Source organism: Paraclostridium benzoelyticum, from assembly GCF_001006285.1.
Lineage (GTDB): Bacteria > Bacillota > Clostridia > Peptostreptococcales > Peptostreptococcaceae > Paraclostridium > Paraclostridium benzoelyticum.
In genome coordinates, this window is the sequence record NZ_LBBT01000184.1 from 14,777 (window position 1) to 30,831 (window position 16,055).

Here is a 16,055-nt window from a genome sequence, read left to right on the forward strand (position 1 = left end):
AAAAATTCTCAAATCGGGAATTTTTACCGATTTGAGAATTTTCATTTTGAGAATTATTTAATTTTCATCTAGTTTTCTATATAAAGTAGATACACCTATTCCAAGTTTTTTAGCTATTTCCTTTTTAGCTTTTGTATCTCTTCCATATTTATCAAGTATACTGTTTATATAAAACAACTCTAATTCTTTCATAGTTAAAATATCTTCATAATTATCAATTCTTACTATATTACTACTGTTAGTATTTTTATTTGTAGTACTTATTTCTTTTATTTTACTATTGTTCTTTTCATAGTACTTGATTATATCTATTGGTAACATATCTTCTGATATTATTCCATCTTCTCCTATTATATTCATCATATATTCCGCTGAGTTTTCTAATTCTCTTATATTTCCCGGCCAATAATAATTAATCAACTTATTCATCACAGATTCTTCAATTTTCTTTACATCTATGTCGAATTCTATTGAATATCTAGTTAATATATTCATAAATATATCTTTAATATCTTCTTTTCTATCTCTAAGTGGTGGTAAATTAATAGGCATTACATTTAATCTATAATACAAGTCACTTCTAAACTTACCGCTATTAACTAAATCTAGTATATTTTGATTCGTAGCTGCTATTACCCTTATATCTAAATCTATAATTTTATTAGACCCTATCCTAACTAACTTTCTCTCTTGTAAAACTCTTAATAATTTAGCTTGTAAATGTACAGATAAATCTCCTATCTCATCTAAAAATATTACTCCCGTATTAGCTAACTCAAACTTTCCTATTTTGCCTTCATTACTTGCCCCACTAAAAGCTCCTTTTGCATATCCAAAAAGCTCGCTTTCTAATAGTGCTTCTGGAATAGCTGCACAGTTTATAGCTATAAACGGTTTAGTACATCTATTTCCTTCTGCATGGATTGACTTTGCAATTAACTCTTTACCTGTTCCACTTTCACCAGTTATTAAAACTGTTGAGTTAGATTGTGCAACTCTCTTAGTTCTAATTTTAACTAGCTTCATAGCTTCGCTATTACCAATTATAGAATCTATTTTTTTAACTTCCCACTTAGTATTTATTTTTTGATCTTTATTTTCCTTAACTTCATCAAAAATTAGAAGCTTATCATAATTGTTAATATAAGGATGAACAGGTATTATTTTATATGTAGTATGATAAACTTTGTCATCTATACTAAAGCTTAACATCTCATTATTATCTTCATTTTGTTCTATGGCTCTTATTTCTACTAATTTGCCTATTGGATCATCAAAAATATTTAATCTTTTCTTTGCTATATTATTTATATATGATATCTTTCTTCCTGGATCTAAAATCAGCACACCTTTTTCAATATTATCAATTATATCTCTAAACATTTCCATCTCTTTATCAATATACTTACTATCTTCAAATTCATTTACTTTTATAGAAATCAAATCTGAAATATGATGTATAAACTCTAAATAAGATTTTAACTTTTTACGTACTTCTTTTTTCTTTTCTTTATCAGTACTTATTGCCCCTATAACACCAATTGTGCGCCCACTATACTTAATGGGCACAGCTAAAATCATTTTATCAAGGCACTTACTAAGCCTACTACAATTACTACAAATTTCATGACTAGCTATATCAACTACTGTTATATCATTTCCTGTGCTAATAACTTGGCTATATATATAACCACTAGATACAAGAACCTCATTTTCTTTATATTTGTAAATTCCAGAACCCCCAATTCTGACTAACCTATCATCTACAATTTCAATATCTACATTCAATACGCTCGCTATTGTTTCCACATATTTGGTCATTTCTTCTTGAACTTGTTTTAACATACTCGCCATTTGATATATTTCCCCTTTGTTAGTAAGTTTCACATATTGACTATATTTTATCATAATTGACTATCAAATATAATTAACTAACTTATTAATTTACATAAACTTTTCAATTTATTTATTTTCTCTGTATCAATATTTTTAACAGAAAAATCGACAATAAACTTCACTAGAATTATAGACAATAAAAAAAAATAGTGGTAATATATATGGGCATTAATCAATGTGGGCGGGCGAGGGAACCAAAATAAAGAGGAAGAAGGATGGAACAAAAACTATCAAGCAGTAAATTAGAATCAATTGCAACACAAAGTTTAAAAACAGAGATTTTAGCAGGAATCACAACATTCATAGCCAGCGTTTATATTATAATGACTAATGCATTGATATTATCTGATGCAGATATAAGTCCAGATGCGGCTATGATAGCTACAGTACTTACATGTACTATATCTACAATTCTTATGGGAGTAATCTCAGATGCTCCACTTATATTAGTCCCTGGAATGGGAATAAATTCATTATTTACTTATACTATTGTTCAATCAATGGGGCTATCATGGCAAGAAGGTTTAGCTGCAGTATTAGTAAGTGGAATAATATTCACTTTAATAGCGAGTACAAAACTAACTACAATTCTTATGAACTCAATACCTAATAACTTAAAACATGCAATAACTACAGGTGTAGGGTTTTTGATCTTATTCATAGGTCTTCAAAAAAGTGGTCTTGTTGTAGGTAATGAAAATACTATGATAGGTATTGGTAATATAGCAGACAAGGAAACCCTTTTAAGTATAATAACTTTAATTATCATATTGATATTAAATATGAAAAATGTACCAGGTAACTTACTTATAAGCATAATAATCGGTACAGTATTATCACTTATTATGGGAGTAACTAGTCTAAGCAGTTTAGATTTTGCAGGATTTAACATACGTGCTATTAAAGAAGTATTTTTAGGCATGTCATTTAAAAATATTTGGTCTATACCGTTTATGGTAGCAGTATTTTCTATAACAATTGTAATAGTATTTGAAAATATGGGAATTTTATATGGTCAATTAGGAGCTCTAAAAAGAGAAGAAGATTTCCAAAAATCGTTTAAGGTAACTGGAATATCTAATATAATAGCTGGAATATGTGGAACAAGTCCAACTATAGTTGCAGCTGAAAACTTCTCAGGGATCAGTGTTGGTGGTAAAGGCAAAGTAGCTGCATTTACATCTGCTACATTATTCTTACTATCATTGTTCTTAATACCTGTATTAAAACTTATACCAGATGGTGTTATAAGTAGTGTTCTTATATTTATAGGAATACTTATGATACAGACTTTCTTTGATCTAGAAAAAGGAGATTTGATAGAAACTATATCTATAATCTTGATGATTACGATAATACCTTTTACTTATAATATTGTAAATGGTATATCTATTGGATTTATAGTTTATACAATTCTTAATTTAGTTATAAATAAAGGGAAAAATGTTTCTTTAGCTATGTACGTACTTAGCGGATTGTTTATTCTTAACTTTGTAATGAGTACAGTTATGGGAACTATCCATTAACATATTAAAAAAGGCGATCGCTCTAAAATAGTGCTCGCCTTTTTCATTTATATACTATATTATTATTCCTTCGAAGTGATCTACTTCGTGTTGAATAATTTGTGCTGTAAATCCTGTAAATACTTGTTTATGTTTTTTAAAGTTTCTATCTAGGTACTCTACCTCTATTTTTTCATATCTAGTTGTTTTCCTAAATCCTTCTAAAGATAAACAACTTTCCTCAGCTTCATAAGGAATCTCTTTTTTTAGTATAACTGGATTCACCATAGGAATTATCATCTCCCCTACACTAAATACTAATATACGCTTTTTTACTCCGATCATATTAGCTGCCATTCCTACACAATGGTCTAAATTTGCTCTTAATGTATCTATTAAATCATTTATAACGTCTACATCATCTTTTGTTGCAAGCTCTGATTTTTGTTCTAAAAATAATATATCCTTTACAACTGCTTTTATCATACTTAATAACCTCTCTGATTTATCTAAATTAATATAAGTTTATATTAGTACAAGTATGTATTTCAGTCAAATTATTAAAATATTAATTTTCTTCTACCATATATCTAAGAACAGTTTTTAATTTTCCGACTTCAGTCTTTCTAAAATCTGAAAGATATATTTCTCTATGAGCTTTTGTTTTTATCTTTAAATTATTTTCATTGCAAAACTCTTCCATAGCTGAAAAAGTTCTTGGTTCATCATCATAAGGTCCAACGTGAAGCATTTGTACTGAAGTTCCTTCTTTAATATTTTTAAGCTCTACTTTTTCTAATAATGGATTTAATTTTTTCTTTTTTGCAATATCCATAGCTATATTGAAAACTTCTTCATTTACAAATTCAGGTTGTCTAATCATTAATGTGTAAACTAGCTCATCCTTGTTAAGGACTTCTTCAGCTCTGCCTTTTTCAGTTAGGTCCCATATTCCTTCTAATGGATATACTGTGTATTCAAAATATCCTTCTGGGGTAATACCTTTTTTAGGCATCATTCTTATTGCATAAGCTAGCGAGTATAGAGTTTCTATAGCTTTTGAGAATCCTTCACTATTTGGGTTTCCTTGGCCTTTTAGAGTTAGGAATTTGAATTCAGGTATTTCTACTAGTTGAGGTTTTTCTTTTGGTATATAATATTCTTTTTGTTTTTTTCTCCATTCATGTTTCATGAATATCGCCTCCTTTATTATTACTATTTTATACTTTTTTATAGAATTTTCTTATTTTCTCTTCATGCCACAAGCTTCTGGCTCTACATATTCAAATTTAAATTTTGAATATAGTTTATCAGCAGGTTTATTTGCAATTAAACAAACATATGCATGTTCGTCAGTATTTTGTTCTAAATAAGTATCAATTTCTTTCATAATTGTCTGCCCAAAACCTTGTCCTTGATACTTAGGATCTACCATAATGTCAGAAATAACATAAGTTATTCCTTTATCACCAACGATTCTTCCAAATCCAATCAAATCGTTGTTATCCCATAAAGAAACTATAAATAATGAATTTTTCAAAGCTATTTCTGATTTTATTAAATCTTTTTCTCCCATTCCTGTTCTTAGCCTTAGCGAAATATATTCTATTGCTGATGGTGGCGTGTATCTTATATCCATATTTTTAACCTCCTCTGTGTATTTAGATTTAACTATCCAGCTATAATAGTATTATTTAATATTGTATATTAGTTTTTATTTATTTTACCATCTATTCTATCTGAAGTTTTACTCGTTTTTCTAAAATATAGTCTAACTTCGTTGTTAGTTAGTACAATAAAAAAGGACATCTTCTATTTTTCAGACGTCCTTTTACCAATATTTAAATGATAATTTTTTTTACTTAACTTTTATCCACGCAAATCCATATGGTTTTAAAGTTAATTTTCCATCTATTCTTGATTCATCTAATATATTTACTCCTCTAACACCACAGTCTAATGTCTTTTCTTTAGATGTAATATTTACTATATATAAAATTTTTTCATTAGTTTCTTTATTTTCACGCTCTAATGAAAATATTTCATTTCCAAAATCTAATACTTTTTGAGTTCCATATGGAGAAAATGCACTCTCTGACTTTCTTGTATCTATTAATTTCTTGAATTTTGTAAATATCTTATTTCTTCTACTATCACTTTCCAACTCCTCACAAATCCTATTATACTCTAGCTTCTCTCTGTTTATTCTTCTATTAATTCCAGATTCTTCTACTCCTTTATAATAATTCCTTGATCCTAATAATGAGTGATAGTATATAGCTGGGACTCCTATAAAAGATAATAATAAAGAATGAGCTGACAATATCTTTTGTACTTGTAAATCCTCTTCTATATCCTCATCTTTATTTAAAAGAGCATCTAAATAATTTATGTTTAACTCATAAACTGACTTTGTACCATCTTCATTATTTTTATATGATACTCTACCACCATTAGTTATAGTTTTATCTACTAATACTTGTTTTTCTTCTTCCGTAAGTATTCCTTCAGTAGGTCTCATCCCTATACCATCATGACTTGATAAAAAATTAAAGTAAGTTGCCTTGTCAGATACTTTATCTATAGTACTTGCCCAATTTGTTAGCTTTGTTGAATCATGTTCAGTAAAAGCATGAAGTGTAAGCGGTGGCAATGCAAATTGGTAAACCATATGAGCTTCATTTTTTGTGTCACCAAAGTAACTTATATTTTCTAAATGTGGTACATTAGTTTCTGTTATTATTTGAGTGTTAGGTTTAAAATAGTCTAATATTATTCTCCATAATTGTATTATCATATGAGTTTGAGGAAGATGTATACAGCTAGTTCCTGATTCTTTCCATAAAAATCCTATAGCATCTAGTCTTATAGATGTTGCTCCATTTAAAGCATAGTTTAGTAGAATTTCTGTAGTTTCTATAAGAACAGGGAAATACTTTATATTTATATCTATCTGATCTTCACTAAATGTAGTCCATGCAGTTTTAGTTCCATTTTTACTTTCATACTCGTGTATAAGTGGAGAAGTCCTAGGTCTTACTACCTTTGAATAATCAAATGTTTCATCTTTTGGTATAAAATAATTTTGATATTTTTCTTCTCCATTTAAATAGCCTTTAAACCAGTTACTACTTTTTGATATGTGATTTGCTACAAAATCATACATAAGTCTATAATCTTTAGATATCATATTTATATTATCCCAGTTTCCTAATTTTTCATCTATTTTCATATAGTCAACAACTGAAAAACCATCATCAGATGTATACTCAAACATAGGTAATATATGAATGTCTGTTATGCTATCTCCTACTTTATTGTTTAAAAACTTATTTAAAGAATCTATAGTAGGCATACCTTCTTCATATATACTATCACCGTAAGTTATTAAGTATATATTTTTCTCAGATATGTCCTCTACCTTGTCAAAACATTTACCTTCAAATTTTTCTATTGTAGACTTCATTATTTCAAAAAATTCTGGCTTATATTCTTCTTTATATATAGACTTAATTTTTTCTTCTATGTTTTTTAAAAGCATATTCTTATCCATGGTGTTTTCCTCCTAGTAACTTTAATGTCACATATCCTTTAGGGTTTATCTTTATTTTGCTATTTAAACTTTCTAATTCTTTTTCATACAAGTTAGTTATTATTATATCTTTTATATAATCACTATTTATACTTACTTCCTTAGTTGTAGCCGTTGGATTAAATAATCTTACTATTATACCATCTTTTTCATATGCTTCTTTACATACACTCATAAATATATCTTCATTATTTATGCTAAATAAACTATAATTTGATAGGTTAATAGTATGATTTTTAGGTATTTCAAACCTTTCTAACCTTTCTTCAAAAAGATTTAAATCTTGCTTCTGATATGATGTGTATTTGTTTATAAATCTGTCCGTTACTTCAAATAACTCTGATACATCTTCATTAGATACATTAAAGTATATTGCATATTCAAATTTCATGCTCTTAATAAGCTCTGCATCCTTAGTATAAACTACTTTATTATTTATCCCCGATGCTCTTCCAGGTCTCCAGGCTAAGTTGTCTCTTCCTAATACTCCAACACTTCTATATAAAGTAAGTGCTATCTTTTTATCTTCTAAAACTTCATATTCCTTTATCCCCTTTGTTATTAATCCAAACGCATTATTATCATTTCTAAGTGCAACAAAGTTTTCTAATCCATATATGCATACTGGCTTTTCTGCAAATTTTCTTTCAATCCAAGTATCTAAATACTTATTATGATTTTGTCTTTTTATCGCAGAGAATCCTTGATCGCTTAATGAAAAGTTTGAATTTATATTTGTATTGTGCACTACTCTTAGTCTATGATCTTTAATATTGTTATCTATATCATGTGAAACTCTTATAAAGTTTTCACCTTTTCTCATTTCTATTTTTGTTAATATTTCTAATGTTTTAGATTTTTCATTTATCTTTCTTTCTTTTATATCAAAAGGCACAACTATTTCATGGTTTAATATCATAGTTTGTACCAAATCACTTTTACATACCTCTATCAAATTAGCTTCTGTTGATAATATATTTTCATCTGAGTCTAATGGTGAAAAATCATACGAATCTCCGTAATCTCCACAATTTTCAAAGTAAATCAGGTTATCTATTTTTTCTTTAGTAAGTTTATTAACTAATTCTAAGTTATTCTCGTTAAAAGTTAATTTGTATATATCATTTTCTATGCTTCGGTCTTTAGATTCCAATAATTTTGACCCTAAATTTTTATTATCTTCGCTAACTATTAAGGTAGTAAATCCCATAGCTTTTATATTTACACCAGATATTCTCACTTCAGTTCTATAGTATCCTTGTAGCTCTACTTCTTTTTCTCCTTCAGCAGTTACTAATACCTGTTTTCCTCCACTTATCTTTTCTTGATTATTTATAGTAAATTCTAAAGACTCTCCATCTAAAGTTTTTATTTCTATATTTTTTTCATTAGTAAATACTACAGACTCAATTATTTCGTTCATATCCTTAGCCTTAGTATTGAATACTAATAATAAATCATCTCTATTTAAATGTTTGCTCACTGCTATTGTAATTTGCTTTTTAATAATATTTATTAATCCATCACACATTCTATTAACTTTTTCAAGTCTTGCAATGATATCCCTATTTGTATCATCTGAATTGCATCCACCTATACTATCATGGGCATGAGCATCAAACAGTAACTTCCACATAACGTCTAACCATCTTGATTTGTAACTTATTCCTAATGACTTTCCTATAACACCTAATGGCTCTAGTACGTAAAGTATTTTATTTTCTACTAATGTGTTTAAATATTTTATGTCATATCTTTGAGATTTTATAGTATTGTGTATTCTTGATTTTTCACATGCTATAAGTTCTCCGTATATTTCATTTTTAAAATCTTTAACCCAAGTATCATTCATAAACGTCTCATAATCAGATAATACAAATTCATAAATATCTTGCTTTTCATTTAATTCTTTTATAATTTGAGGAAAATTCTCTCTTACTAAAACTTGATCTCCCCCAGATGGTAAAAGCAAATTATCACAATCCTTATTTAAACTTTCTAGCTTTTTAAGCATAGGTATCAGCTTACCATATATATACTCATCATCAGAAGCTAAAAATTTACCTGGTCCATACCCTAAATAAATATTGTTCGCTCTTATACTTTCATTATCAGGAGATACCCACTTAAAGTTTAAATTCTTCTTTAAGTCATCGGTGTATAAACCTCTTTGTAATATACTGTCTTCTATTCCAAATCCCTTAAATATAGATGGTAAATATGCATTTTGCCCAAATATATCTGGAAGATATCCTACATTCATACTATGACCGTATTCATTTCCTAGTCTTGTTCCATATAAAAGGTTCCTAATTATAGATTCTTTGTTTACTAATATAGAATCTGTTTGAGTATACCAAGGACCAACAAATATCCTTTTATCTCTTACCAGTTCTTTAAGCCTTTTCTTTTCTTCTGGATATAACTTTATTAGCTCCTCTACAACTGATAACTGTGCATCAAAAGTATAAGATTTAAAGTCTTTATTATTTTCAAGTACATCCATTAAATATGGCATGTTTTCACCTAACAATATATTTGAATCTTCTATTGTAAAGTACCACTCTCTATCCCAGTGAGAATGAGGTACCACATATACTTTTTTCTTATTATTCATATCTTCCTCCATTTAAAATATTGATATTTTTAAATAATCTTCAATTTTTAAAAATAGGAATTATCCAAAACTAATTTAATTTTGAATAATTCCCCCTTTAATTAAGATATTTTTCTCATACTATCATCTGAGTTCTTAGCTTCTTCTTTCTTTATTAAATAGAATCTAATAAATATATTAGCTAATGCTATAAACATACAACCTACTACTAACCCTAATATATAAGCCCATAAATTCTCTACTAAAGGCCATCCCCATATAGCTGGCAATGGATTCCATTGAACTGCCCCTAACATTACAGCTGTTGTCGAACCTATTATAGCCCCTATTACATTTATAGGTATTGTTATTAATGGGTTCTTTAACATGAAAGGTATAGCACCTTCACTTATTGCAATTAATCCAAGTAATATAGATGTATTTCCTACTACTCTTAAATTTTCATCAAATACTCTTCTCTTAACTATATATTTATCTAAAACAGTAGCTAATCCTAAACCTATTGGAGGTATTACTATAGCTAGTACTCTTCCTGTTAATGGGAATATACTGTCTGCTGCAAGACCTATTGCGATTGCTCCTGCTGCCTTATTTATTGGTCCTCCTAAGTCAAATGCTGTACATCCTGCTATTATTGCAGTTAATGCTATCGTCGAACCTGTTCCAAAAGATGCTATTACATTTGATAACCAACCATTTAATCCGCCAAATATAGGATCTACTAAATAGAAGTTTAATAAAAATACTACTAGTACAGATATTCCTGGTAATAAAAACATTGGTTTCATTGCTTGTAAATTTTTATTTAATTTTATTTTTTCATTTAAAAACTTAGTTACATATCCTGAAACTAAACCTAGTATTAAAGCTCCTAGGAAACCTGAAGGTACTCCACCCTCAACTCCCCAAAATGTAAAATGTAATCCACCTGCAAAAGCACCACCCATAAATCCTGGTACTAACCCTGGTCTATCAGCAATTGAATATGCTACATATGCGGCAAATATTGGGTAGATAAATTTAAATATCATTCCACCAAACTTATCTAAATATCCTAGCAGCGCATAAAGTTGATTTCCACTTTGTGTTAAAGTATCCATATTATCTATTTGTCCTAATCCCATTGCTGCTAACTTAGCAATCCCCATCATAAGTCCTGCTGCAACTATTACAGGAATCATATAAGATATACCTGTCATTACAGCTTCTACCATTTCTTTTAATATACCTTGCTTAGCTCCTGAATCAGATGAAGCCGCTACTTCCTCATTAGAAACTTCTACTTTCCCATCTGGATTTTCTAATACTTTTGTTAGCAATTTTTCTGCATTCTTTAAAGGCTCTGCAACCCTAACTTTTACAAATTGCTTCCCTTGATATCTTTCCATATTTTTAACTGCAACATCACTAGCAAATATTACTCCAGCTGCTTCTTCTATTTGTACTTTAGTATGTCTATCTTCTATACCATTAGCTCCTTGTTTCTCCGTTATAACCTTTATTCCCATCTTTTTACCTGCTTTTTCTAATGCTTCAGCAGACATATAGGTATGAGCTATACCAGCTGCACATGCAGTTATAGCTAGTACAGTTTTTGTATATGTTTTATCTTCTTTACTTTCTTTCTTTTCACTATTCAAGTTCATTAAAAATTCTTTAGAATCTTTAGCCGTTCTTAAAGAATTGTAAAACTCTTCATTCATTAATGATACAGATAATTCCGATAGTAATTTTAAGTGAGTAGAACCCTCTTCTGCCTTAGGTATAGCTAATAAAAATATTAAATCAACTTCATTATTTTCATCTATACTCTCCCAATCAGATATTTTATTGTTTAATCTAGCTACTGCAAAAGCAGCTTTATTTACTGATTCACACTTACCATGAGGTATTGCTAATCCTTTTTCTAATCCAGTTGGAGAATGTGCTTCTCTTTCCATTACAGTATTAAAAAACTCTTTTTGTGAACTAACGACACCTTCAGAATAAAGTTTATCTATTAATAACTTTATCGCTTCTTCTTTTGTACAAACATTCAAATCTAGCATAATTAGATTCTTGTTAGTCATATTAGCTAAGTTCATTTTCATCCTCCTATAAAACGTTTACTTAAATATATCTTTAACTTATAATAGTATTATATATTACAAGAAAAACATTTTCTTATACATTAAAAGTACATTTGTACTTTTTAATAAAAATAAAGGCGGTGATTAATATCAGTAGCTTTGTAATGAAATTCTCACATAAATTAAATAATCTCAGTCATGCTGAAAAGCATATTTTTTACTACATAGATTCTAATATATCTCAATCAAAAAATTTGTCATTAACAGCTTTAGCTGAAATAAATAGCGTAAGTACTACTACCATAATAAGAATGTGTTCTAAATTAGGACTATCTGGATATTCTGAACTGAAACATATAATCAAAGATTTAGATAAAGAAGATTTCACTAAAGATAGAGAACAGCAAATTAGTGATATCATAGCTAACTTAAATCAAAATATAGCAAATCTTAATACTACTAATATAAACAAATTAGCCAAAAGTATTAAAAATGCTAATAAAGTTGTAATAGTAGCTGTAGGTTTATCAAAACCTATTGGAGAATATTTTTCTAAACTACTAATGCAAGTAAATAAAAATAGTTTTTATGTATATGAGTCTCATATGATTGACTTGTTAGATCAAAATATACAATATGGAGACTTAGTTATCTTTGTATCTAATAGCGGTGAGACAAATACGTTAATTACTTCATGCGAAAAATTTAAATATAAACAATTTACTACAGCAGCTATTATAAATAGACCCAAATCTAGACTATCAACACTGGTTGATATTCCTATTAATACAAGTTCTCAGCAAGTTAAAATTTCCGGATATGATACTACCCCAAGGTCCACTCTATTGGTAGTAATAGATATATTATTTGAAACTTATCTAAATTTATAATTTTTATCTTCTTAATAATATAAATATACGCTATGATTTTGTTATAATTATTCTATTGATTAATTTATAAAGAAAAAACACATTGAGTAGATTATCAATGTGTTTTCTTTTAATTTTAGATATATTAATGATTTTAATTTTTAGCTATTCTAAATTAAAATCTATATTAACAATAAATAAATCACCTATTATATCTACTTTTAAATTTCCATCTTGAGCTTCTATAAATCCCTTAGCTATCGCAAGCCCAAGTCCAGATCCTTCAGTATTTCTTGATAAGTCTCCTCTTGTAAATCTTTCAGTTATTTCATCTGGATTAAAGTTAAGCTTGTACTTAGATACATTCTTAAAACTTATATATACCTTATCATTTATTGCTTCTAAGTCTAAATATACTCTAGTTCCCTCTAAAGAATATTTCAGTATGTTAGAAATTATATTTTCAAATACTCTAAAAGTCTTTTTACCATCTGCTAATATGTATACCTCATGATCAGGTGTATTCACTATAAATTCTAGTTTAGATTCACCTATATATTCTTCCATCTCTACTAGAGTTTGAGTAAGTAATTGGTTTATATCTGTTTTCTCTATATCTAATTCTATATTGTTACTTCCAATCTTAGATGCTTCAAATAAGTCCTCGATTAAGACTTTTAATCTTTGAGACCTTTTATCTAAAACTTGTATATAATCCTTTATGTAATCAGGTTGTATATCTTCATTTTTCATTAAACTTATATAGTTAATCATAGCTGTAAGAGGAGTTTTTAAATCATGAGATACATTTGTGATAAGTTCATTTTTCATTCTCTCACTTTTTACTCTTTCTTCAACTGCTACATTTATAGTTTGTCCCATTTCATTTATGTCGCATACTATATCATTAAATAATGAATCTTTCTTTATCTCTATTTTATATTCTATATTTCCATCTTTTATTTCAGAAATTCCATTTCTTATTTTTTCAATCTTTTTTACTTTATCTATTATAACTAAAATAGCAATTATGCATAAAGTTATATATATAAACGGAGCAATATACATTATAAATTCATTTACTATGTAATTATCCTCTGATATAAAAATTGAAATAACTTGCATTAATAATACTAGTATAAAAACCCATATATATTTTATTATAGTGTACAATGTAGCATTTTTTATCTTTAAATCCTCTATTTTTTTTACTATTAACGTCTTAGAAAATAACCTACCTTCTTGATTTTCGCCTCTCAATAATTGACTTGAATAATATACAATATAAAGTAATCCTGTGTTAATAATAGGATAAAAAATACTCCATCCATATACTTCAGATTGTAATATTGATAATATTAAGGCTAATAAAATTAATAATAAATTTGTAAATATAACTTTCTTATTTAGATTTTTATTCTTCATTATATATAAAGCTAAGTATGCGACTAATATTATTAATGCAATTATTTTAGAGTATATAAAAATCTTTGCATCTCTATTATTTTTAGTAAATTGTATATATCTTATATATAAAGGTTCCTTATCGTTAGTATTTTTATACTCTCGTATATCATAAGTGTATGGTATCGCTATATAAGTGCTAACATCCTCTTTTCTTGCTTGTGATAAGTTTCCAAAATTCTTGGTAGATACTCTAACTTTCTCCCCATCTATTAGCTTATACATAGTGTTTTGTTTGAAGTTAATTTCATATATCTCTGCATAGTTTTCTACAGATTTCATATATTTATTAAATTCAAAAATATTATTCGAATATACTTCCTTACTTTTATTATTCATAACAAATATCTGAGCACAAGTGTTATTAGAAATAAATTCTCGGCTTTCATTTCTATAATTAATCATTTTTTCGCTTGCATTATCTCCAACTACTGTATATACAGAATTCGTTGCTATTTCATACAAAGCTCGTTCGAACTCATAGCTTTTATAAAAATCTTTATTTAAATAGTCTATATAAAAATATATATTTTGAATATTAGCGCCAATTATACTTATACAAAAACATATAACTAACGCTGCTAAATTTTTACGTCTTATCAATTTTATATCCAACTCCCCATACCACCTTTATATATTTTGGATCTTTAGGATTTATTTCTATTTTTTCTCTTATCCTTCTTATATGTACTGCTATTGTTCTGTCACAATTATATCCAGGTTCTTCCCAGATACTTTCATATAGTTGCCTAGATGAAAATACTCTTCCTTGATTTTTTAATAACATTTCTAATATCTTATATTCCATTGGAGTTAACTTTACTATTTCCCCATCTACTGTAACTTTTTTACTAGCATTATCAAGAACCAACGCTCCATTTTTTAATTCTTCTAGATTTTCTTGTTTGAAATTTCCTAGTGCAATGTATCGTCTCAAATTAGACTTAACTCTCGCGACTAATTCTAGGGGGTTAAATGGTTTTGTTATATAATCATCCGCTCCCATGTTAAGCCCTATTATTTTATCTGTATCTTGAGTTTTTGCCGATACTAGTATAATTGGTATATTCTTTTGTTCTCTAATTTTTAATGTTGCACTTAATCCATCCATTTTTGGCATCATAATATCCATTAGAATTAGATGAATCTCCTTTTCAACTAATAGCTCTAATGCTTCTACTCCATCATAAGCCTTGTACACTTTTAACCCCTCGTTTTTTAAATGTATTTCCATAGATTTAACTATATCTTTATCATCATCAACTAATAATACATTCCCTTTTATCATTTTCCTCACCTCGCTTATCATTTTACCATGTTTATAAATAATAGTATAAGAACTATTCTTTAAGATAAAATCAATGATTTATTAAGATTTTATTAATATTTATAAGCAAATAAAAAATCACCCTTAATTGAAATAAGAGTGATTTTAATAAAAGTAAATTTACATACTAATATTGTTTAATGAGTTTTTTATATCTGTATTACATATCCCAACATGATAGCATATAACTCTATCAATATCATAATTTAATAGCTTTTTAATAGATTTTTTAGCTTCTTTCATATCCAAAGTATACTGCGGATTTGCCATACACAATTTATTATTTTCAATAACTAAAGCATCTCCAGCTATTAGTGTTTTACTTTCCTTGATGTAAATTGATATATGACCTGGAGTTTCAATTATCTCAACCCCACCGCAACAATTAGACTTATCACCATCATTTAACTCTATATCTACATCAGCATTTTCTACTGATTCCAATTTCTTTTGAAAATTAAGTGCCCCTTCTTTTGGTTCTTCTGACAAACTATAATAATTGACTCTGTTTGTTGAAGTCTTAATGATTTTTCTTTTCCATTAATATAACTTTCATCTTTTTCTGATGCTAATATTTTTATATTAGAATACTTTGACTTTAAATCAGCAGCTGACCCCATATGATCAAAATCATGATGCATTATAATTAACTTCGTCAGTTTACTTAAATATATATTTTTGTTTTGAACACTATTCTATTAATCTTAGAAATTTAG

General features: G+C 27.7%; 13 protein-coding genes. 2 read left to right on the forward strand and 11 right to left on the reverse strand.

Annotated features, from left to right (window positions below; all coding sequences use genetic code 11):
• Positions 1 to 57: 57 nt before the first annotated feature.
• On the reverse strand, positions 58 to 1,854 hold the full coding sequence (locus VN21_RS08485) for a sigma-54-dependent Fis family transcriptional regulator (protein WP_046822863.1): 1,797 nt from the start codon (positions 1,852 to 1,854) through the stop codon (positions 58 to 60).
• A 257-nt stretch (positions 1,855 to 2,111) separates the two neighbouring features.
• On the opposite strand from VN21_RS08485, the gene VN21_RS08490 reads away from it, so the two are divergent.
• The gene (locus tag VN21_RS08490; protein WP_046822864.1) at positions 2,112 to 3,422 is read left to right on the forward strand and encodes an NCS2 family permease; all 1,311 of its coding nucleotides are present in this window, start codon (positions 2,112 to 2,114) and stop codon (positions 3,420 to 3,422) included.
• A 54-nt stretch (positions 3,423 to 3,476) separates the two neighbouring features.
• On the opposite strand, the gene VN21_RS08495 is transcribed toward VN21_RS08490, so the two are convergent.
• The 6 genes from VN21_RS08495 to VN21_RS08520 form a co-directional block, all read right to left on the reverse strand.
• Positions 3,477 to 3,887, reverse strand: coding sequence for a peptide deformylase (locus VN21_RS08495; protein WP_046822865.1), 411 nt, complete (start codon positions 3,885 to 3,887; stop codon positions 3,477 to 3,479).
• 82 nt (positions 3,888 to 3,969) lie between these two features.
• On the reverse strand, positions 3,970 to 4,593 hold the full coding sequence (locus VN21_RS08500) for a GyrI-like domain-containing protein (protein WP_046822866.1): 624 nt from the start codon (positions 4,591 to 4,593) through the stop codon (positions 3,970 to 3,972).
• A gap of 51 nt (positions 4,594 to 4,644) precedes the next feature.
• Complete coding sequence (locus tag VN21_RS08505) at positions 4,645 to 5,040, reverse strand: GNAT family N-acetyltransferase (protein WP_046822867.1); 396 nt, start codon at positions 5,038 to 5,040, stop codon at positions 4,645 to 4,647.
• Positions 5,041 to 5,259: 219 nt separating this feature from the next.
• A complete protein-coding gene (locus VN21_RS08510) occupies positions 5,260 to 6,954 on the reverse strand; it encodes an alpha-amylase family glycosyl hydrolase (protein ID WP_046822868.1) in 1,695 nt (564 codons plus the stop codon).
• Entirely contained in the window at positions 6,947 to 9,610 is a 2,664-nt protein-coding gene (locus VN21_RS08515) for a glycoside hydrolase family 38 N-terminal domain-containing protein (protein WP_046822869.1), read from the reverse strand. Before VN21_RS08515 ends, VN21_RS08510 begins: the two co-directional genes overlap by 8 nt.
• Before the next feature lie 101 nt (positions 9,611 to 9,711).
• Positions 9,712 to 11,694: a fructose-specific PTS transporter subunit EIIC gene (locus tag VN21_RS08520; protein WP_046822870.1), complete on the reverse strand. Its 1,983-nt coding sequence runs from the start codon at positions 11,692 to 11,694 to the stop codon at positions 9,712 to 9,714.
• A gap of 149 nt (positions 11,695 to 11,843) precedes the next feature.
• On the opposite strand from VN21_RS08520, the gene VN21_RS08525 reads away from it, so the two are divergent.
• Positions 11,844 to 12,569: a MurR/RpiR family transcriptional regulator gene (locus VN21_RS08525; protein ID WP_046822871.1), complete on the forward strand. Its 726-nt coding sequence runs from the start codon at positions 11,844 to 11,846 to the stop codon at positions 12,567 to 12,569.
• A 144-nt stretch (positions 12,570 to 12,713) separates the two neighbouring features.
• Here VN21_RS08525 and VN21_RS17865 read toward each other — a convergent pair whose 3' ends face one another.
• The 4 genes from VN21_RS17865 to VN21_RS08545 form a co-directional block, all read right to left on the reverse strand.
• Positions 12,714 to 14,627, reverse strand: a complete 1,914-nt coding sequence (locus tag VN21_RS17865; protein ID WP_052952020.1) for a histidine kinase dimerization/phospho-acceptor domain-containing protein — start codon at positions 14,625 to 14,627, stop codon at positions 12,714 to 12,716.
• On the reverse strand, positions 14,602 to 15,300 hold the full coding sequence (locus tag VN21_RS08535; RefSeq protein WP_046822872.1) for a response regulator transcription factor: 699 nt from the start codon (positions 15,298 to 15,300) through the stop codon (positions 14,602 to 14,604). The genes VN21_RS17865 and VN21_RS08535 overlap by 26 nt, the downstream gene beginning before the upstream one ends.
• A 159-nt stretch (positions 15,301 to 15,459) precedes the next feature.
• Positions 15,460 to 15,783, reverse strand: coding sequence for an MBL fold metallo-hydrolase (locus VN21_RS08540; protein WP_046822873.1), 324 nt, complete (start codon positions 15,781 to 15,783; stop codon positions 15,460 to 15,462).
• Complete coding sequence (locus VN21_RS08545) at positions 15,771 to 16,013, reverse strand: MBL fold metallo-hydrolase (protein WP_332840856.1); 243 nt, start codon at positions 16,011 to 16,013, stop codon at positions 15,771 to 15,773. Before VN21_RS08545 ends, VN21_RS08540 begins: the two co-directional genes overlap by 13 nt.
• Positions 16,014 to 16,055: the final 42 nt, after the last annotated feature.